We start from the raw sequence: 20,580 nt of genomic DNA on the forward strand, positions 1-20,580 counted from the left end.
CTGTTAATTACTGTTATTTATGCGAATCAGTTTGTTGTCGTTGGTGACATTGTTTTTTGCATGTGAAATGCAGGCCCAAAGCAGCCTGGAACAGGTATCCGGAAAGCTTGTAACGGCAAAACCGGGGGATGTTGTGCTGCTTGATGGATTTTTGAAGGAGAGTTTCCCCAGGATCAGTTACCAGAAAAAAGTACAACCCGGACCGCAATTCATCATTTCTGATGATCCCGAATACATCCGGATCCCGGAGGCGATCGTACTGCAGGAAGAAGTAAGTCCCGGTGCCGTACGCCTGTATGTATACAATGTTAATGGCGTAACTGTTCCTGAAAAGATGCCCCGCAAGATTTCTGCAGTGATTAAAAATCTCGGGCACGAAAACATGCGCATCCGCATGTTGAAATACTCCTCGCAAAAGCCATCCACCAATTATTTTCAAATTGGAAAACAGGGACTCGAAGATTATTTCAACTCAACTGTAAAGCAGCATGTCCGCACCGTAAAACCCGGAGAAGTAATCGCTATAGACGAGAAACTGGAAAAACAAATCGTCAACTATGATGAGCTGGTGCATGGCTTTTATGAGTTCGTGGTGGATCAGCCGGCATTGGTCAGCGTACTGCAGACAGCGCCGCAAAAGTCAGGTCCCAAAGCCTATCCGGCGATCGATACGATCATTCCTTTCAGTCATGTGAATGCCGGGCGGGGCGTCTTTCCTGTAGCCAATTACAAAATCACCAACAACGACATTATCGATACCAAAAATGGCGTATCTCAACTGGTTGTCGCCGACGGTGAAGATGATCCGTGGATCAGGGGTACCATCGGACCGGAGAAAGAAGATGCCAAGAACGATGGCAACTACGGCGTGCTGTACAATGCCAGATTGAAATGGAAGAGCAGCGATGGGAAGGGCCTGGCATTAATAACCTGGAATGCGCGATCAGACAATGGCCAGTGGTGTGGCGGCATGGGACTAACCATGGCACTTTATGATCAGCATATGCAAAAGACGGTGCGGCAATATCCCCTAAAACAGTTGATCACCAAAGGCGCACCGGAAGCGATTCTTATTGAGGTATACAAACCTGACCCGACAAAAGAAATCCAGGAGATCAACTTTACCTATTCACCGCCGGGCGCATCCTGCCTGCCTACGCCGCTGATCCTGGTGCCAGTGGATCTCTGATCACAGCATTCCGATTATTTATTTTTTAATAGCTCAACCAAATATTATGCTATGTTTTAAATCAATTATTGATCATCCAGGCTTTCGACGCTGGTTACTGGTGCTTGTACTGGTTACCGGGTATGGTGTTTCTGCATTCGCACAACAAACAGTGAAAGGCGTGATTCGTGACGATAAAGGGAAGCCGCTGGCAGGGGTAACTGTCAGTATAAAAAACGGCGACGGGAGCACAGTCTCCAATAGCAAGGGTGAATATGAAATCAAAGCGGAAGGAGGAAGCGTCCTGGTGTTTACCTATGTGGGCCTTGCCCCCCAGGAGGTAGCAGTTAAAGGCGGGTCATTGCCCGCTGTCGTGTTGAAACAGGAATCCGCTGCCCTGGGTGAAGTAGTAGTGGTGGGTTACGGTACCCAAAAAAGAACGGCGGTGACCGGTGCCGTGTCTACCATCAAGGGCACTGAACTGCTGAAATCGCCCTCTACGAACATCTCCAGTTTGCTGGGCGGCCGTTTACCGGGCATAACTTCTGTTCAGGAATCAGGGGAACCCGGCAGCGACCAGGCTGGCCTGATTATTCGTGGTTCACGGGTAGGGGTAACCTATATTGTCGATGGGATCCCGCGCTCAATCAATGATATCGACCCTAATGATGTAGAAAGTATTTCTGTATTAAAAGACGGTGCCGCTGCTGCCGTATATGGTCTCCAGGCGGCGGGTGGAGTAATAATAGTAACCACGAAGAAAGGTTCCGGCGTTAAGCCAACCATCAGTTATACCGGTTCAACAGGCGTTTCCGTAAACGCCAATTTCCCGCAGTTTATGAACGGTCCGCAGTTCGCCCATTATTACAATATGGCCGACATGATGGACAAGCTGGCCAATGGCACGATAACCGATAAAAGTCAATACGTTCCCATATTTACCGGTGCAGATGTGGAGAAGATGCTGAACAACGATCCCACGGATGGTTGGGATAATGTGAATTACATTGACAAGGTATTTGGTAACGGTCGCAATTCCAGGCATAGCCTGTCCCTGCAGGGTGCTAAGGACAATGTCAAATATTTTGCCTCGCTGGGCATGCAGGACCAGTCAGGGAACATCGATAATTTTAACTTCAAGCGCTACAACCTGCGGACAAATGTGTCGGCCCAGGTAGCCAAAAATGTAACTTTTGACCTGGGTGTTGCGGGTGCCGTCACCAGTAAACAGACGCCCGGTTATGTGGCCGGTGGCACCGACGCCAACAGCTACCTGGGAGAGCAGGGGTGGTTCTCTATTGCAAAGCAGACCATTGGGATGCATCCTTACCTGCCCGTACAATATGAGGGATTATATACAGGCGTAACACCACGGAACAACTCCTCCATTCCAAATAGCCCGCTGGCAGCTATTTATGAGTCCGGGTACAAAAAAACAAGCGGCGTCGACATCCAGACCAATATTGGATTAACCTATAACCTGCCCTGGGTACCCGGAATGAAACTAAGAGCCTATGGGGCGTATGACGCATGGACTTCACGCAATAAGAACCTCGATGAATTCTATTACACCAATGCGGTCCGGCTGCCCGATGGCACCAGCGCGCACCAGTTTGTGAAAATGCTGGATGCAAAAAGTGTCACCTACAACTCCCTGGGAGAAGGGCAAACCAATTCCCGGCAACTGGTCGGACAGGGTAGTCTTGCTTACGAAAGAAAGTTCGGCCTGCATGGCGTGGATGCCCTGCTGCTCGCCGAAGTGCGGGATTCCAAATCGAACAGCCTTTCCGCTTATGCAAGAGATGTGATGTTTCCTGAGCTGCCGGAACTGGGATTAAGTACACCGGCTAATTCTCCCAATGGTGGCTGGAGCGACAGGGCCCGGTCCGTAGGATATGTATTCAGGGCCAAGTATGATTATGCCAATAAATACATGGCAGAATTTACCGGACGTTATGATGGCTCGTATAAATTTTCAGGAAATGTAGATGGTAATCGTTGGGGATTTTTCCCGTCTGCTTCCCTGGCATGGCGGATCACCGAAGAGCGGTTTATGGAAAAGCCATCCTTCCTGGATGATCTGAAGATCAGAGTTTCGGCCGGCCTCCTGGGTAACGATAATGTAAGTCCCTATTCCTACCTGAGCACCTACTCCTTTGGAAGCCAGTTGCCGCTGAACGGGGTGTTGAACAACTCCATGTACACCAGCGTGATTGCCAATCCCAATCTCTCCTGGGAAAAGACACTTTCTTACAACGCAGGTTTTGATGCGAGCTTCTGGAAAGGAAAACTCACTGCCGAATTCGATGTATTCTACACTTATACCTATGACATCTTAATGTCGATGTCCGCCGGCTACCCGCCATCCATGGGAGGATATTATTTCACCTACGAGAATTATGGAAAAACAGATTCAAAGGGATTTGAGTTGTTGCTGAAGTACCAGCACGCAGTGCAGCTGGGCGGCAAAGCGTTGAGATTCTCTGTTTCTCCTAACGTAAGCTATGCCACAGCCAGGTGGATAAAGTATAATGACAGCCCGAATTCACCGGAAATTCAGAAAGTATCCGGCAAAAAGACTGGCGTTATTTCCGGTTGGGTAGCGGATGGCTTGTTCCGGTCTGAAAAGGAAATTGATGAAGCCGCATGGTATGGCAGCCGGCCAAACGTCGGTGATATCCGGTACAAGGACCTGAATGGTGATGGTAAGATTGATTACCAGGACAGGGGACTGATTGGTCGCCCGAACCGCCCGGAACTGATGTATGGTCTGAACCTCGGCGCTTCCTGGAACGGCTTTGATATCAATGCACAGTTTACCGGCGGTGCCCTGTTTGAAGTATCGCTCACCGGTACCTATTTCAATGGATACGATGATAACACCATCTGGACGCAGACATTTAAAGAAGGTGCCAACTCGCCGCTGTTCCTCGTAGAGAATGCCTACAGCGTAGACAATCCCAATGGAACATTTCCCCGGATCACCTTAAGCTCTACCACACACGGTGGGGACAATGGCCTGGCGTCAACATTCTGGTTTAGAAATGGCACTTATGTGCGCCTGAAATCTGCGCAGATCGGCTACAGTATCCCGGAATCCATGACCAGAAGAATCGGTGTAAACCGTTTCCGGGTGTTCGCTGAAGGTTCCAACATCTTTACCATCTCTGGTTTGCCTGAAGGGGTAGATCCTGAATCTCCCAGGGTGAATAATGGCTACTATCCGCAACAAAAAATCTTTGCAGCAGGTGTAACCCTGACCTTCTAAACCTGAATAATCAATAATCCCGATCATACTAAATAGCATTCGGATGAAAAAGCTTATTATAAATACCATGATGCTGGGGCTTTTGCTGGGAGCGGTTTCCTGCAAAAAGTACCTGGATCTCGAACCCACCAATGCTGCCTCCGATAAACTGGTTTGGAGCAGGGTTGATTATGCTGAGCTGGCTGTAAACAGTTTTTATCACGACTTCAATTATTTTGGAAGTTTCAGTTCGGGTCAGAGCAGTGCCGGCATGACGGAAGGATTTACAGACATGCTGAAATATTCTTCCATGACCTACAATGCCAACATGTACATTCCCAATGAAGTGGCTTATGGCGGACCAGTATTGACGGCCAACTATGTTTCGGTTTACCTGGGTGGATGGGAAACTGTGTATGACAAAGTGCGCCGGGTGAACGAAGCCATCAGCAACCTGAAAAAATACGGCACTTCACTGGCTGAAGCCGATGCTGTTCGCCTGGAAGGAGAGCTGCGTTTCTTCAGGGCGTTCCTGTATTTCGACCTGTTAAAGCGATACAAAGAAGTAATAATTTATGATGAAGACCTGACTAAGATTTCCAAAACAGCGACGCTGAGTTCAGAAGCAGATGGTTGGAATTTTGTTGAGCAGGATCTGCAATTTGCCGGTGAACACCTGCCTGTTTCCAACAATGCCATGGGCCGGCTGACATCCGGGGCTGCTTATGGATTTATGTCAAGGGCAATGTTATATGCCAAACGCTGGCCTGCTGCCCAGGCTGCGGCCGAGAAAGTGCTGGACATGAATTATTCGCTCACGGCAAACTATGCTGATGCATTCAAAAGCGGCAATAGTGAAGCCATTATCCAGTATAGCTACGACAAGCGGGTCTTCACGCACAGCTTTGATTTTTACTATTCACCCGGTGGAGATAAAGAAGGCAGCGGGGCTTATGGTACACCGCCGCAGGAAATGGTTGAATCTTACGAGTTGGCCGGCACGGGTGGTTTTCCCGACTGGTCCGTGTGGCATAACACTTCCGGTACCACGGAAACGCCGCCTTATGAACAATTGGAACCACGTTTCCAGGCATCTGTGCTGTACAACGGTGCCACCTGGAAAGGCCGCACCATTGAAGCCTTTGTAAATGGAAAAGACGGCTATGCCAATTGGAAAACAGATGCAGTTCCTGCAGGAAGAACAGTTACCGGTTACTTCCTGCGCAAGCTGCTCGATGAAAACCTGGACCTTAATTCCGATAATTCCACCCAGCCCTGGATAGCATTGCGCCTGGGAGAAGTACTGCTGAACTATGCGGAAGCCTGTTATCAAAACGGCGCTGCTGACCTGGCCAACGATGCCGTAAGGAAAATCAGGACCCGTGTCGGCCTGCCCTACACCGATAAGGCAGGAGATGCGCTGATGGCACAGATCCGGCAGGAACGTAAAGTGGAAATGGCTTATGAAGGCCAGTACTACTGGGACATGCGGCGTTGGGAGCTGGCGCAGACTGCCTTTACCGGTACAAGGGTGCATGGCCTGAAGATCGAAAAAAATGGCAGCGGGCAGTTTGTATATACCTATGTGGACTGTGACCAGCAGGACCGCAATTTCCCGGTGAAAATGTACAGGATCGCTATTCCTGTTTCAGAGATTACCAATAACACTGCCATCAGTCAATTTCCGGAATGGAATTAATTCAATAGAATAGTCATTTACCATGATAAAGAATATATATCCACTACTCATTGCCGTTATGGCAATGTTTGTGTCCTGCCAGAAAGCTGACCTGGTTCCCGATCCGGGAACGGAAGCTACTTTAGGCAGCATCACCGCCAAATTTACTTCCGGCCCCAATACCGGCCAGGAGGCGACGCGTTATGCCATCCCGGTTGACGCAGAGAATACCATTCTTATTCCTATACCCTGGTTTTTTCCGGAATCCGCCAATGACGAAACCGATGTGTATATGTCAGCGATGAAGCTGGAAGCAGCGCTGGCCAATAATGCGTCAATTTCCCCGGCATTGGGCATCGTCGATCTCACCAAAGAGAACACGTACACGCTCACCGGTGCGGACGGATCCAAAAGGCAGATAACGATTACGGGCGTCCGTACGAAATCAAAGAAATCGGAACTGACCTTTTTCTCCATTGAAGATTTGGGCGTAACCGGGCTGATCGACCAGAATGCCAAAACGGTTTCGCTGATCACGGTGGAGGACCTGTCCAATGTTAATGTTACCGTAACCGTATCTCCGCATGCCAGCGTGGTGGAGTCCTTAACAGGAATGAACCTCAACAGCCCAACATCTATTACGGTGCTGGCCCATGATGGCATTTCCAAAACAGTGTACCAGGTGCAGAAGTCAGCGCCGCCAAAAATTCCTTATGGATTCAGAAGCGGTTCCCAGAACCAGGCTTTCAATTTGAAACTGGAAGACCTGGGCTATAGCAACAGCGCCAAACCAAGTCTTGCTGCTTCCGGAAATTTTGTTGCCATTTCTGCTGGTGATGGCAATGCACCGAAATATTATAACAGGAGCACCGGCAATTATGTGGGGATGATGACTTTGGGCGCTGCGAAAGGCGACGGCGCTATCACCAGTGATGCAAAAGGGAATATCCTGTTGATAGACCAGGCTGCTGTGGGCGGAACGGTAAAAATTTACAAGACCAGTGCAATGACCGCTGCGCCTGCGCCTTTTATCACCTGGACCAATACTTCCGGTTTCCCCGTGGGTAGCAGGCTGTCGGTGAACGGTGACCTGAACAGCAAAGCCGTGATCATTGCTTCCTGCCAGGGTACCAGTGGGGCCGGCTCCAAATCTTTTGTGCGCTGGACCGTTACCGGTGGTGTGGCAGGTAATGCTGAAGTGGTGGATGCCAATGGTATTCCTTATTGGGGTGAGGGCATCAATGGCGGCAAGATGTCTTCCCGCTCCGATGATGTGAATGATGGTTCTTTCGTGAGCTATTATGATGGTGGCAACGATAACCTGTATTACCTCGATAAGAATGGTGCAAAAGCATTGACACTGGGGCCACAGACATCAGGAAATGCCTGGGGGATCAACAACAACCTCACCGATGCCAAAACCTTCAATAATGCCAAATACATGGTGCTGTATTGCCCGAGTCATTTCCCTTACTGGGGTATCAACTCTGAATTGTATGTGTATGATGTGTCAGCCATGGGTAATTTTTCCGGCAATGTCAATTCCACCAATGCGCTGGTATTTGCTTCGGGCTATGGACAATTGGGCGCCAACGTTGCCGCTTCCGGTGATGTACTGATTGCACCAACTGCTGATGGCTACAAAATGCAGGTATTTACCATTGATTTCAGCGTGGGCAATTTTGCCAGCTACGAATTTGATTGTGTAGACAAATAATCAAAATTATTTTATGAAGCGTAATCACTTTACTGCCTTTTTGCTGGCGCTGACACTGCTGACCATATTGTCAGCAGGCTGTAAAAAGGAATACAAAAATCCTGAATGGACCTGGGATGGTGACCCGGCCATTGATAAAAACAGTATGCCCAGGATCGTATGGATCGATGCGGCTGCCAATTTCCCCGACTATGCCAATGATAAGTCGAATATCCAGCGGGATGTAAAGAAGATGAAAGAAGCAGGGCTTACTGGCTTCGTGGTGGATGTGCGTCCGTCAATGGGTGATGTGTTGTTTAATTCAACCCATGCAGAACCGGTGCACAAACTGGACTACTGGAGCGATGCCGGGTATACTTTTTTCGAACGAACCGCAACCTGGGATTACCTCCAGGCCTTTATTGATGCAGGCCATGCGGAAGGATTGAAAGTATATGCTACCATTAATACTTTCGTGGCGGGCAACAAGTATTCTTATGGCCTCGGGCAGCAGGGACTGCTGTTCAGAGATGCCTCCAAAAAGGATTGGGCCACTACCCTGAACCTTCCCTCCGGGCTCACCAATGTAATGGATGTGGATGCCACCACTGATCCGGACAACAGTTACGGTACCAAATTTCTCAACCCGCATAACGATGAAGTACAACAATACCTGTTGAACATCCTGGGCGACCTGGCTGCCTACAATGTGGACGGCATTATTCTTGACCGTTGCCGGTTTAACAACTTCAATACCGATTTTTCACCGATCGCCAAATCGAAGTTCGAAACCTTTATCGGGGAAACGGTAGCCAACTTCCCCAATGATGTGATTGTGCCGGGTACACCCAGTTACCCGCTGCCCGCAACCCTGCCCAGATACTTTAAGCAATGGCTGGCATTCAGGGCAAAAACAACCCGGGACTTCATGGAGAAAGCCCGGACCAAAGTAAAATCCGTCAACAGTAAGATCGAATTTGGCGTGTATGTGGGCGGTTGGTATTCCACCTACTACGATGTAGGCGTGAATTGGGCAAGTACAGGTTACAACACTGCACAGGATTATCCCACCTGGGCAAGCGCGGATTACAAAAACTATGGCTATGGCGACCTGATGGATATTACGATGATTGGTGCCTATGCAGGAACCACGAGCATTTATGGCAGCGAGGAGTGGACCGTGGAAGGATTTTGCAAAAAGGCGAAGGCGAAGATCGGCAAAGGCGTAGTAATCGGCGGGCCGGATGTTGGCAATGGTGCCGGCTGGGGTGACGGCGGAAAACAAACAGAGCTTGGTCAATCTATAGATGCGGCCATGGGCGCATGCGACGGGTATTTTGTGTTCGACCTGGTTCACATAAAAAAATATAACTATTGGGACGGCTTGAAAAAAGGCATCGACGCATGGCTCGAAAAGAAATGATCAGGAATGTTGCGGGCATGGTATTGTTGGCAGCCACCTTGTTGTTCAACGCAACAGCCTATTCCCGCGTGACGCTGCGTACTATCTGGGGAGACAATATTGTGATCCAACAGAACAGTGAGATCCTCATCAGCGGCACTGCCAACCGCGCATCAAAAGTGGTTGTTACAGCCTCCTGGAACCCGGGAAAACGGGTGGTGGTGTATGCGGACAAAGACGGATCATTCCAGGCAAAGCTGTTAACCCCCAAAGGTTCTCAGCAATATTACCAGGTCTGTTTTGATGATGGAGAGACGCTGTGCCTGAACAATATCCTGGTTGGCGACGTGTGGTTTTGTTCCGGTCAGTCCAATATGGAAATGCCCGTCAAAGGCTTCAGGGGGCAACCGGTAACAGGGTCACTGGATGCGATTGTAACGGCAAAGGCTACCCGCAGCATCCGGTTATTTACCGTGAAGAATGCCTGGAGCACCACGCCAGCCTTTAACAGCGTGGAAGGAAAATGGTCTGCTGCCGGTCCCGAAGCTGTTGCAGATTTCAGTGCAGCTGCTTATTTCTTCGCCAACAAGCTGAACCAGGTAGTGGATATTCCCATCGGGATTATCAACTGTTCCTGGAGCATGTCAAAAATAGAAGCATGGATGAGCCGGGAAATGCTGGCTGGCTTCCCGGCCATCGCCATGCCCGACCCGGAGCAGAAGGAATTTGGCTGGACGGCAGGCACACCCACCTTGCTGTTCAATGCCATGGTGCAGCCCTGGCAAGGATTTCCGGTAAGGGGAATGTTATGGTACCAGGGAGAAGCCAATACAGGCAACCCGCAGTTGTATAAAAAACTGTTCCCGGAAATGCTGAAAGGTTACCGGGCATTCTTTCACCAGCAGCAAATGCCTTTCTATTTTGTACAGCTGGCTCCCTGGAAATCGGACCATAAGGATTCACTGGACTGGGCACAGTTCCGCCAGGTACAACTGGAATTGTCGCAGGAGCTGACCCATGTAGGCATGGTACATACAGTTGATTTGGGAGACGAGGTATTTATTCATCCGCCGCGCAAAAAAGAAGTGGGAGAGCGGCTTGCCCTATGGGCACTGGCGGATGCGTATGGCGTTAAAGGTTTTACGCCCACAGGCCCTGTATTCCAGTCAGCAAGCGTGAAAGACGGCGCAGTTGAAGTCACCTTTAAGTATGGTGAGTTTGGATTGAACCCTGAGAACGCCCCGGTTGAAGGATTTGAAATTGCCGGAAGTGACGGGCATTTTCTGCCTGCACAGGCGGTTGTCATCAATGCAACCGCCGTGGTTAAAGTATGGAACGAAGCTGTTTCCATGCCCGTGCAGGTGCGCTATTGCTTCCGGAATTACAAAACCGGTAACCTGGTGAACAACTTCGCACTGCCAGCTGCTCCATTTTCGTATACCCTTACAAAATGAAAAGGAATTATAGCATAGACCTGTTCCGTGGGTTCACCATTATCGGGATGGTGTTAGCTGCCGTGATCCCCTGGAGCAGGGAATTTCCGGGATGGATGTACCATGCACAGGTGGGGCCACCCGATTTTACCTTTCACCCGGATCATGCCGGTATTACCTGGGTAGACCTGGTATTCCCGTTTTTCCTGTTTGCCATGGGCGCAGCGTTTCCCCTGGCGTTAAAGAAAAAGCTCGATACCGGGAATTATCGTGTGATCGTTCCCGGTATAGTCAGAAGAGGCTTCCTGCTCGTCTTTTTCGCGATTACCCTGGCTTATTTTAATCCGGGTAACCTGGATGGACCCCTATGGGTGAATTATATCACGGCGATATTGGTCTTTATCGCGTGGTTCCTCATCTTTATGCGTTTTGAAGGTGCTGCGGTGAAACGGTATGCCATCCAGTTTACCGGCTTGCTGTTGGTTGCAGCACTCGGCTATTGTCACAGCCAGGTATTCCATCATCCTTTCGATAAGGCCAACAGTGATATCATCATCCTGATCCTGGCCAATATGGCTGTCTTCGGTTCGCTGGTATGGCTGTTTACAGCAAACAACATACTCGCAAGGATCGCCGTCATGGGCGTCGTGGCTGCACTGTGGCTAACCAAAGATGTCGAAGGAAGCTGGCCGGCGGTGATTGCGCATGCGGGAAAGCAATGGAGCTGGATCTATGATTTTTCCTTCCTGAAATATCTTTGCATTGTATTGCCTGGTTCGATCCTGGGCGACCTGCTGGTCAGGGATAACGAAGACAATACCCCTTCCGGCACCGCTGAGGAAACGAGGCAGATCCACCTGTTGGCATCGGTTAGCCTGTTGCTGTTGGTATTTCACCTGGTGATGCTCTATACCCGAATGCTGAGGCTTGATCTTGGCGGTCATTTGCTTATGGGAATCGCCGCTGGGTTGTTGTGTAGAAAATGGCGCACCGGCCAGCCGGCTTTTTATAAAAATCTGTTTGGTTGGGGATTTGCGTTGATCACCATCGGCCTTTGCGTGGAACCCTGGGAAGGCGGCATTAAAAAAGATCCTTCCTCCTTTGGTTATTGGCTGGTGACGGGCGGATTGGCATTCCTGTTTTACCTGGTATGCGACAGCCTGGTAAAGCAATTTCCGAAGTCCCGGTTAAATGCAACCGTAATCAGGGTCGGACAAAACCCTATGCTGGCCTACTGTGTGGTGCTGTTTTTTGTAGTGCCGGTACTGGGCCTCTTACAATTGCGGCCGGTACTGGATACACTTGCCGGCAAAAGCCCTTACCTGGGATTGATCCGTACCGCTGTGTATATGGGGTTGATGATCGGGATCACGGGCTTTGCCACACAACGCAAATGGTTCTGGCGTTCTTAACCTGACAAAATGAATTACAAAGTTGTTATATGAAAATAACGGGAACATTTATTGATGAGATCTCCCACGATATTCCTCATCAGAACTGGGGGCGTGCCGAGTGGGACCGGGATTTTGAACACATGAAAGCCATCGGCATTGATACCGTGATCATGATCCGCAGTGGCTACCGCCGGTTTATTACCTATCCCTCTGCATGGTTGCAGCACAACATGCGCTGCTACGCACCGCCGGTTGACCTGGTGGAAATGTTCCTGCAGTTGTCAGAGAAACACGGGATGACATTCTATTTCGGCTTGTACGACAGCGGCAGCTATTGGGATACCGGCAACATGCAGCACGAGATTGATGCCAACCGTTATGTAATCGATGAAGTGTGGCAGCGCTACGGTCATTACAAAAGCTTTGGGGGCTGGTACCTCAGCATGGAGATCAGCCGCAAGACCAAAGGTGCCGCCCGGGCATTCCGCATCCTGGGAGAACAGTGCAAAGGAATCAGCAATAACCTGCCCACTTTCATTTCGCCCTGGATCGATGGGAAAAAAGCCGTGATGGCCGCGTCTTCAGCACTCACCAGGGAAGATGCGGTTTCCCTGCGCGAACATGAGCAGGAATGGGACGAGATCTTTCACGAGATCCATACAGCCGTGGACGCAGTAGCCTTCCAGGATGGACATATTGATTACAACGAACTGGAAGATTTCTTTTCGGTAAATAAAATGCTGGCGGATAAATATGCGATGCAATGCTGGACGAATGCGGAATCTTTTGACCGCGATATGCCGATAAAGTTTTTGCCTATCAAGTTTGAAAAGCTCCGGTTAAAACTGGAAGCTGCCCGCAAAGCGGGATACGATAAAGCCATTACGTTTGAGTTTTCACATTTTATGAGTCCCCAGTCGGCTTATCTGCAGGCGGGCCATTTGTATAACCGCTATAAAGAGTACACGTTAACGTTGAAATAAACTTAAAAAAAGCAGGATGAATAGTTACGCGGAGAAGTATAAGAATGAATTATTGCAGCATGTGATGCCGTTTTGGGAAAAGCATTCTCCTGATCAGCAGTATGGCGGATTTTTCAGTTGCCTGGATCGGGAGGGGAAGGTATTCGATACGGACAAGTTTATGTGGTTACAGGGCCGGCAGGTTTGGACACTGTCATCGTTGTACAGCGAACTGGAAACAAACGAACGCTGGAAAGCCATGGCTATTCACGGCGCTGATTTCATGCTGAAACACGGACGGGATGAACAGGGGGACTGGTATTTTTCTTTGGACCGCAGCGGGCGCCCGTTGGTTCAGCCCTACAACATATTTTCTGATTGCTTTGCCAGCATGGGATTGGGGGCATTGTATAAAATTACCGGGAAGGATGAATATGGCGATGTGGCGTACAGAACGTTCAACAGGATCCTGGCGCGGCAGGAGGATCCCAAGGGCAAGTTCAACAAAACATTTCCCGGAACGCGGCCTTTGAAAAGTTTTTCCCTGCCGATGATCCTGAGTAATCTTTCGCTGGAACTGGAGCATATTGTGGGTACACCCATGGTAGAGGAGCTGATCGATAAAGTAGTGCAGGAAGTGATGGAAGTCTTTTACCAGCCGTCAACCGGTTTAATCATGGAAAGCGTAGGCCTCGACGGGTCTTTTTCAGATAGTTTTGAAGGCAGGCTGGTCAACCCGGGTCATACGATTGAAGCCATGTGGTTTATGATGGATATCGCTTATCGCAGGGGAGACAGCGTGTTGATGGAGAAGAGCATTGACATTGCATTGCGGGCCCTGGATTATGGCTGGGATGATGAGCACGGCGGGATCCTCTATTTTAAAGATATCCTGAACAAGCCGCTGCAGCAATTGGAGTGGGATCAGAAACTGTGGTGGGTGCATGTGGAAGCGCTGGTATGCATGGCGAAGGCTTTTGCCTATACCGGCGACCTGCGTTGCCGGCACTGGTTTGAACGGCTGGATGCCTATACTTTTTCCCGTTTCTCTGACCCGCAGTACGGGGAATGGTTTGGTTACCTCGACCGCCGTGGCGAACCCTTGTTTACGTTAAAGGGAGGGAAGTGGAAAGGATGTTTTCATGTGCCGCGCGGCCTGTACAAAGTATATGAATCGCTGAAAGCTGTTGCCGTTGAGGCTTAATTTTATTTATGAAGCAGTGGTACGTTACGCCATTATTCCTGTTGTTCCTGCTGCCGGGTTTAGCACAGGTCCGGTTTTACGATGCCGTTGATTTTCCCCTTCTCGGGAAGATCAACGATAGTACGGAGACCCGCTATGAACGTCTGCCCGCTTCATTGAAAGGTATAAGCCGCCAACCGGTATGGGAGTTGGGAAAGAATACCTCGGGGCTGGCACTTCGTTTCCGGACGAACAGTACCAGCATCGCAGCGAAATGGAAAGTGCTGAATGATTACAGCATGAACCACATGACCGCTACAGGAATCAAGGGGCTGGACCTGTATGCCTGGACCAACGGGAAATGGCAGTTTGTGAACAGTGCGCGGCCCGGGGGCAAAAGCAACCAGCAGACCATCATATCCCATATGGCAGCCGGCGAGCGGGAGTACCTGCTTTACCTGCCGCTATATGATGGGGTAGTGGGGTTACAGGTCGGCGTTGACTCAACAGCCTTTATCGGAAAGCCTTTGTTGCAGTTGCCATCTACCCAAAACCCGGTCGTCTGTTATGGCACCAGCATCACGCAGGGCGGCTGTGCCACCCGGCCCGGCATGTCTTATACCAGTATCCTGGAACGAAAGCTGAACCGTGAGGTGATCAATTTGGGATTCAGCGGCAATGGCCGCCTGGACTATGAGATTGCAGAGCTGATGGCGCGCCGTACCGATGCCGGGCTTTTTATCCTGGATTTTATTCCCAATGTAACGCTGGAAGAGGTGCAGGGCAGAACGGCAACCTTCATCCGGAAATTGCGCGCGCACAACCCGGAGATCCCGATCCTGATGGTTGAATCCATCATATTTCCCCATTCGTTATTTGATCAACAGATGTTCAACACCGTAACCGACAAAAACAAGGCCCTGCGCAAGGAATATGAGTTGTTGCGAAAAACAGACAGGAACATCTATTATTTGTCCGCCGCAACACTCATCGGCACCGACGGCGAACCAACCGTTGACGGCATTCACCTGACCGACCTCGGGTTTTTAAGATTCTCCGATGCGCTGCAGCAGGTCGTGCGGCGGATTATTCGGTAGTTAAGTTCTTCCTGTTTTCCCCGGCGATGACCCGCTGCATTGCTATAATAAATCAAAAATCTTTTCGAAGGGACGACAGCACTTTGGATGCAGCGAAATCAATTGTCAGACACAATGACCGAAAACATCAAATCAATTGAACACCCCGGTCAAATGAAATGCGTACCGGGCTGCTATTTTTCAGCATGGAAAATTATAATTCGCTGATCGAAGCGCTCGAAGAACTCCGGAAGAAAGGATACACAACGGATTTTTCTGCTTCCGAACTGAGTTTACATACAGACGAATTTACTATCGACGCGGTCTACAGGTTCGAAGTAGACTCGGATCCCGGCAACGACGCTGTCCTTTACGCCATCTCCGACGCCAGCGGCAGGAGAGGTACCGTAGTGGACGGGTATGGCGTTTACAATGACCACCTGAGCTTTGAAATTGCCAGGCACCTCCATAGCGCCATCACCCTGTGAACCGGCCATAAACAATATCTTCGTCTGGCGGCCACTGAATCACTGCCAGGGTAACTATGCGAAAGAAAAGTTTCATTGGAGTTTTGCCGATCTTATTCGCCCTCCCGCTGTTCGCCCAGCGCGGCGCCTCATCGCCCGCTGACTCAGCATGGCTGCATAACATCCCGGCCTCCAAAAGAAACCCGGCAGAAGTGCACCGGCTCATCGACCTGAGCAACCAGTACATCAACAAAGAAGGAGAAAATATAACCGACCTCGATATGGCCTGGCAACTTGCCGCTAAGGCCGGAAAACTCAGTCAACACCTGCAGTATGACGCTGGCTACCAGCAATCCCTCCAGGCCCTCTGCCTGACGCAGATCGAAAGAGGCGATAGCCGGTCCGCCTGGAAGCTCATCGAACAGGCCCAGGACTCTACCAAGGCGGAAATGCTCTACGCGTTACAGCGCTATTATTTCTACGGCGGACAAATCAGCCAAAGCCTCGACAGTTCCATCCTGTGCCTGGAAAAAGCTGCCACCATAGCAAAATCGCACGGTTTTGTTGCTTTGGAATTTCATGTGCGCAGTGACCTGGCCACCAGGTATATCGACGCCCGGAAAAACGCCAGCTTTACCGAACAGCAAGCCCGCGTCGTTCAACTGCAAAAAAGCGTTTCATCCAGGGCGCTCCTCGGCCACTACGAAAACGTCGCCCTGTATTTGTTTAACAATGGGGTGTACCGGCAGTCCCTCGACATGGCGTTAACCGGGCTGCGGCTTTCAGAAGACAACAAGGCGCTAAAAACAGATTTAAGTACTGCAGCACTCTACAACCTGCTGGGTGTGATCCATTTTACTGAAAAGCAATACCAAAAGAGCATCGATGCGCTCACCAGGGCCTGGGAAATCTACAAGGCGGCTGGTGAAACCAACAGGATCTGGAATGTTTGCGAATCAATGGTGTACGACTATATTTACCTGAAGGAGCCGGAAAAGGCACTAGAGATCATCGAACGAACGCTACATGAAGTTGGCTATACCAACACGAACGAGGAAATCGCATACTTGCGGATCCTGTCGTACTTCCAGCAGAAAACGGGACAGGCCGTCCTGACAGAGCAGACCATCAACCGCCTGGTGACCCTGGTTGAAGAAACCGGGATCATCGACGCACAGCTGTACAACCGGATCGCCAACTTCTACCTGGAACGGAAGGCATTCAGTAAAGCACGTTACTACCTGGAGAAAGCAGTGGTGCAACCAGGCACCCCGCCCCACTTCCAGGCTTCCGTTAACCGGTCACTATTCTTCCTCGACTCTGCTACCGGCAATTATCTTTCCGCCATTCAATACCTCCGCCGATCCCAACAGCTGGATGACTCCATGAATAACCTTGATAAGGAAAAACAAATTCGCGGACTGCTGGTGCAATATGAAACGGAAAAGAAAGACCGGGACCTCCGCCTGAAAGAACAATCGATCACGCTGCTCTCCCGGCAAAGCGAACTGCGCCAGAAAGACCTGGAACGCGCACGGCTTGAGCTGGATTATGAAACGCGCGACAAACAGCAGCAGCTCCAGATGGCCGGCATGGAAGCCAGGGCAAAAGACAAAAATATCCAGCTGCAGAAAAAGAATATCGAACTGCTGGAGAAAGATGGCCAGCTGCAGCGCAACAATCTCCAGCAGGCCAACATCACGCGCAACCGCAGCGTTGCCGGGGCCGTGTTATTGCTCATTATCCTGCTGCTGGTATACAACAGTTACCGCCTGAAGAAAGCCGCCAGTGTTGAGCTGGACAAAAAGAATGGCAAACTCGAGCGGCTGATCAATGAAAAGGAACTGCTGCTCCGGGAAGTACACCACCGGGTAAAGAATAATTTGCAAACAGTGGTCAGTCTGCTGGAACTCCAGGCCGATTCGCTGAGCAGTGATGCCCTTGCCGCGATCCAGGCCAGCCAGAACCGGATCTATGCCACTTCACTGCTGCACCAAAAGCTCTACCAGGATGACACCATCTCGTCCGTCAACATGAGAAGCTACCTGCCGGAACTGGTTTGCCACCTGAAACAGGCTTTTCACGTGCGGAACGAAATTGAATTCACGGTGAACATCGATTCCATCGACCTGGATGTGTCCCAGGCGGTGCCGGTCGGCCTGATCGTAAATGAAGCCATTACCAACTCTATCAAATATGCGTTTCCGGATGGTCACCCGCAGGCACGGATCAGCGTGTCGCTGGCGACCCATGCCAACGGAACAGCCCTGCTGGATATTGCCGATAACGGCATAGGGCTTCCCGCCGGTGTCGAAAATGGCACGACAGGTTTGGGACTCACCCTGGTAAAAGGACTTGCTGAAGACATCGATGGCGAACCCCATATTGCTTCGGTGAACGGAACAAAAGTGTCCGTCCGCTTTAAAACAATGGCACCGCTGGCAACCATCAACAATCCGTTAAATCCTTCAAATTTGCAGGCATGAAAAAGATCCTCATCGTGGAAGACCAGTTCGTTGAGGCGGCTAACCTGGAGCGTATGCTGGTGAAAGCAGGCTATTCCGTTTGCGGAATTGCCCGTTCCGTAAAAGCAGCGCTGGATATCCTGAACTCCGTACGGCCCGATTTTGTGTTGCTGGATATCTACCTGAAAGGGGACCAGACCGGCATTGAGCTGGCTGGGATATTGAAAGAACAGGGTATCCCGTTTTTGTATTTATCTGCCAATTCCAATAAGTCCACACTCGATGCAGCCAAGGCAACACGCCCATACGGCTTCCTGGTAAAACCTTTTCGCGAACAGGACGTGCTGGCCATGATGGAGATCGCAGCCTACCAGCAGGAGAACCGGCATCAGCCTGCAGCAATAGGAGGATCGCCGGAAACTCAGGTTGCAGACATTGTCGGCGGGAGTGAAGCGCTGCAACAAACCCTCCGGCTCACAGGCATTGTTGCGCCTTCCGATACCACGGTGCTCATCCTCGGGGAAAGCGGAACTGGTAAGGAAAAAATAGCATCCGCCCTTCACCTGTTGTCCCGCAGAAAAAACAACCCGTTCATTAAAGTGAATTGCGCTGCCATGCCGGCATCACTGGTTGAATCCATCCTGTTCGGTCATGAAAAAGGAGCATTCACCGGGGCCACCAGCCGGGCGATCGGCAAATTCGAACAGGCACATGGTGGCACCATCTTCCTCGATGAGATCGGTGAAATGTTACCGGAGGTTCAGGTGAAGATCCTCCGCGTATTGCAGGAAAAAGAGATCGAACGGATCGGGGGAAGAGAACTGATCAAAACGGATGTGCGGGTGATCGCTGCAACGAACCGTAACCTGGAAACGGAAGTAGCGGAAGGAAGATTCCGGATGGACCTTTATTACCGGCTCAACGTTTTCCCGATCCAGGTAGCACCATTGCGGGAAAGGAAGCAGGATATCATCGCGCTCACGGAACATTTCATCCGGCAATATTGCCAGATCGAAGGCCGGGAACCCATCCAGCTTCAGCCTGCACTCCGTGAGAAGCTGCTGGGCTGGCACTGGCCCGGCAATATCCGGGAACTTGAAAATGTCGTCAAAAGAATTGTGTTGCTGGGTGCTGAATCCGGAAGCGACTTCATTCATTATTCCGGGAACAATATCGCCCCGGTTGCCGCGTCACAAACCCTGCAGGAGAACGAGAGAGCCTATATCATATCCACGCTGAAGCAATGTAACGGGAAGATCAGTGGCGCTGGTGGCGCTGCGCAACTCCTGAACCTGCCTGCCAGCACACTGGAATCAAAAATGAAAAAACTCGGCATAACGAAGGAAGATTATGCACCGGCCACGGGATCAGGCAACTAATGTTTTCAGCCGCAGGTCTGAAGGAGAATTGCCAAAGTATGATTTAAACGCACGGGAGAAATGTGCCAGGTTTTCGAATCCCATCGTATAACAGATATGCGTAACCGTCATGTTGGTGCTGTACAACAATTCCTTTGCTTTTTCCAACCGCCGCTGCCGGATCCACCGCGAAGGTGGCATGTTGTAAATCGCGAGAAAATCCCTCCTGAAGCTCGATACACTTCTTCCGGCCAGGCGCGCAAGCTGTGTCAACGAAACCGCCGCCATAATATTTTCTTCCACGATGGCAGTGATATCGGGTCGGTAATGTTCCCTGATGTCCAGCAGCTGACTGAATAAGGCCTGGTGCGATTGTGACAGGCAAAACAACAACTCCAGCAGTTTGATCCTTACCAGGCCGGCGGTCAGTACTTCATGGTCAATAAAATATGGCATCAGCGAACGCATGCAGTTCAGGGCGGTCAAAGCCGGTTTACAAATTTCAATCACACCACTGTTTACCCCGTTTGAAGTAGTGATGGAAGCGAGTTTAGTGAACTCCATCAGTGTTTCTTTCCTCACTGTCATCACGACGCATGCCGCACCGGTATCTGCGGCACTGGCCTGGTATTGCAGCAGGACGTTCTTCCTGATGCCGGCCAACTGCCCTTTCCGTGCTTCAAATTGCTGGTCACCAAAACGGAACATAAAACTTCCTTCCACTACATAAATGAGCACATTACCGGTTACCAGCACGAGATCTTCCCGGCAGTCCGCATGGCTGACCCACTGTACGGGCAGCGCGGGAGTGGGCTGAAACGTGGCGGCAATGGCGTCTTTTAATTTTCGGTGCTGCGTGGACGTTAGCATAAGCATGATTTTTCTGGAAATTCGCTTTCCCAAACCCGTGCCGATTTCTAAAAGACAGTTTCTCAATGCCCTATGGCTGATGATTTTTTGGCTTGTCCCGGTATTTCGGGAATACCCCTGTTTTCAGTCCCGATATATCGGGATTGATTTGATCAATTTATTTGGATGACCCGGTCAAACG

At 50.4% G+C, this 20,580-nt stretch carries 14 protein-coding genes; 13 read left to right on the forward strand and 1 reads right to left on the reverse strand.

The features are described from left to right. Positions 1-19: 19 nt before the first annotated feature. The 13 genes from FPE01S_RS15855 to FPE01S_RS15915 all read left to right on the forward strand — a co-directional run bounded on the left by FPE01S_RS15855 (position 20) and on the right by FPE01S_RS15915 (position 19,550). Positions 20-1,189 carry a hypothetical protein gene (locus FPE01S_RS15855; protein ID WP_046370047.1) on the forward strand — a complete coding sequence of 390 codons (1,170 nt, stop codon included), beginning with the start codon at positions 20-22 and terminating at the stop codon, positions 1,187-1,189. Between the two features lie 46 nt (positions 1,190-1,235). Beyond that, positions 1,236-4,436: a SusC/RagA family TonB-linked outer membrane protein gene (locus tag FPE01S_RS15860; RefSeq protein WP_046370048.1), complete on the forward strand. Its 3,201-nt coding sequence runs from the start codon at positions 1,236-1,238 to the stop codon at positions 4,434-4,436. A 43-nt stretch (positions 4,437-4,479) separates the two neighbouring features. After that, complete coding sequence (locus FPE01S_RS15865) at positions 4,480-6,114, forward strand: RagB/SusD family nutrient uptake outer membrane protein (protein WP_046370049.1); 1,635 nt, start codon at positions 4,480-4,482, stop codon at positions 6,112-6,114. 22 nt (positions 6,115-6,136) lie between these two features. Beyond that, positions 6,137-7,810, forward strand: a complete 1,674-nt coding sequence (locus FPE01S_RS15870) for a DUF5018 family protein (RefSeq protein ID WP_046370050.1) — start codon at positions 6,137-6,139, stop codon at positions 7,808-7,810. A 13-nt stretch (positions 7,811-7,823) separates the two neighbouring features. After that, positions 7,824-9,212, forward strand: coding sequence for an alpha amylase family protein (locus tag FPE01S_RS15875; protein WP_046370051.1), 1,389 nt, complete (start codon positions 7,824-7,826; stop codon positions 9,210-9,212). Next, complete coding sequence (locus FPE01S_RS15880) at positions 9,194-10,645, forward strand: sialate O-acetylesterase (protein WP_217998228.1); 1,452 nt, start codon at positions 9,194-9,196, stop codon at positions 10,643-10,645. Before FPE01S_RS15875 ends, FPE01S_RS15880 begins: the two co-directional genes overlap by 19 nt. Further along, a complete protein-coding gene (locus tag FPE01S_RS15885) occupies positions 10,642-12,036 on the forward strand; it encodes a DUF5009 domain-containing protein (RefSeq protein WP_046370053.1) in 1,395 nt (464 codons plus the stop codon). The genes FPE01S_RS15880 and FPE01S_RS15885 overlap by 4 nt, the downstream gene beginning before the upstream one ends. A 29-nt stretch (positions 12,037-12,065) precedes the next feature. Further along, a complete protein-coding gene (locus FPE01S_RS15890; protein ID WP_046370054.1) occupies positions 12,066-13,001 on the forward strand; it encodes a DUF4434 domain-containing protein in 936 nt (311 codons plus the stop codon). Positions 13,002-13,017: 16 nt separating this feature from the next. Further along, the gene (locus FPE01S_RS15895; protein WP_046370055.1) at positions 13,018-14,184 is read left to right on the forward strand and encodes a n-acyl-d-glucosamine 2-epimerase; all 1,167 of its coding nucleotides are present in this window, start codon (positions 13,018-13,020) and stop codon (positions 14,182-14,184) included. Between the two features lie 8 nt (positions 14,185-14,192). Further along, positions 14,193-15,260, forward strand: a complete 1,068-nt coding sequence (locus tag FPE01S_RS15900; protein ID WP_046370056.1) for an SGNH/GDSL hydrolase family protein — start codon at positions 14,193-14,195, stop codon at positions 15,258-15,260. A gap of 185 nt (positions 15,261-15,445) precedes the next feature. After that, entirely contained in the window at positions 15,446-15,727 is a 282-nt protein-coding gene (locus FPE01S_RS15905) for a hypothetical protein (RefSeq protein ID WP_046370057.1), read from the forward strand. 56 nt (positions 15,728-15,783) lie between these two features. Continuing rightward, the gene (locus FPE01S_RS15910) at positions 15,784-18,192 is read left to right on the forward strand and encodes a histidine kinase dimerization/phosphoacceptor domain -containing protein (RefSeq protein ID WP_083990297.1); all 2,409 of its coding nucleotides are present in this window, start codon (positions 15,784-15,786) and stop codon (positions 18,190-18,192) included. Next, positions 18,189-19,550, forward strand: a complete 1,362-nt coding sequence (locus FPE01S_RS15915; RefSeq protein WP_046370059.1) for a sigma-54-dependent transcriptional regulator — start codon at positions 18,189-18,191, stop codon at positions 19,548-19,550. Before FPE01S_RS15910 ends, FPE01S_RS15915 begins: the two co-directional genes overlap by 4 nt. On the opposite strand, the gene FPE01S_RS25000 is transcribed toward FPE01S_RS15915, so the two are convergent. Further along, a complete protein-coding gene (locus FPE01S_RS25000; protein WP_169749182.1) occupies positions 19,539-20,399 on the reverse strand; it encodes an AraC family transcriptional regulator in 861 nt (286 codons plus the stop codon). The two genes, FPE01S_RS15915 and FPE01S_RS25000, sit on opposite strands and share 12 nt — an antisense overlap. Positions 20,400-20,580: the final 181 nt, after the last annotated feature.

The sequence above is a fragment of the Flavihumibacter petaseus NBRC 106054 genome, from assembly GCF_000974785.1.
GTDB classification, from domain to species: domain Bacteria; phylum Bacteroidota; class Bacteroidia; order Chitinophagales; family Chitinophagaceae; genus Flavihumibacter; species Flavihumibacter petaseus.

What these genes read in the sequence shown, in the direction of transcription:
- FPE01S_RS15880 (WP_217998228.1), top strand. Translation starts at nt 9,194, where the DNA reads ATGGCTCGAAAAGAAATGATCAGGAATGTTGCGGGCATGGTATTGTTG.
- FPE01S_RS15890 (WP_046370054.1), top strand. Translation starts at nt 12,066, where the DNA reads ATGAAAATAACGGGAACATTTATTGATGAGATCTCCCACGATATTCCT.
- FPE01S_RS15875 (WP_046370051.1), top strand. Translation starts at nt 7,824, where the DNA reads ATGAAGCGTAATCACTTTACTGCCTTTTTGCTGGCGCTGACACTGCTG.
- FPE01S_RS15905 (WP_046370057.1), top strand. Translation starts at nt 15,446, where the DNA reads ATGGAAAATTATAATTCGCTGATCGAAGCGCTCGAAGAACTCCGGAAG.
- FPE01S_RS15865 (WP_046370049.1), top strand. Translation starts at nt 4,480, where the DNA reads ATGAAAAAGCTTATTATAAATACCATGATGCTGGGGCTTTTGCTGGGA.
- FPE01S_RS15895 (WP_046370055.1), top strand. Translation starts at nt 13,018, where the DNA reads ATGAATAGTTACGCGGAGAAGTATAAGAATGAATTATTGCAGCATGTG.
- FPE01S_RS15855 (WP_046370047.1), top strand. Translation starts at nt 20, where the DNA reads ATGCGAATCAGTTTGTTGTCGTTGGTGACATTGTTTTTTGCATGTGAA.
- FPE01S_RS15910 (WP_083990297.1), top strand. Translation starts at nt 15,784, where the DNA reads ATGCGAAAGAAAAGTTTCATTGGAGTTTTGCCGATCTTATTCGCCCTC.
- FPE01S_RS15900 (WP_046370056.1), top strand. Translation starts at nt 14,193, where the DNA reads ATGAAGCAGTGGTACGTTACGCCATTATTCCTGTTGTTCCTGCTGCCG.
- FPE01S_RS15860 (WP_046370048.1), top strand. Translation starts at nt 1,236, where the DNA reads ATGCTATGTTTTAAATCAATTATTGATCATCCAGGCTTTCGACGCTGG.
- FPE01S_RS15870 (WP_046370050.1), top strand. Translation starts at nt 6,137, where the DNA reads ATGATAAAGAATATATATCCACTACTCATTGCCGTTATGGCAATGTTT.
- FPE01S_RS25000 (WP_169749182.1), bottom strand. Translation starts at nt 20,399, where the DNA reads ATGCTAACGTCCACGCAGCACCGAAAATTAAAAGACGCCATTGCCGCC.
- FPE01S_RS15885 (WP_046370053.1), top strand. Translation starts at nt 10,642, where the DNA reads ATGAAAAGGAATTATAGCATAGACCTGTTCCGTGGGTTCACCATTATC.
- FPE01S_RS15915 (WP_046370059.1), top strand. Translation starts at nt 18,189, where the DNA reads ATGAAAAAGATCCTCATCGTGGAAGACCAGTTCGTTGAGGCGGCTAAC.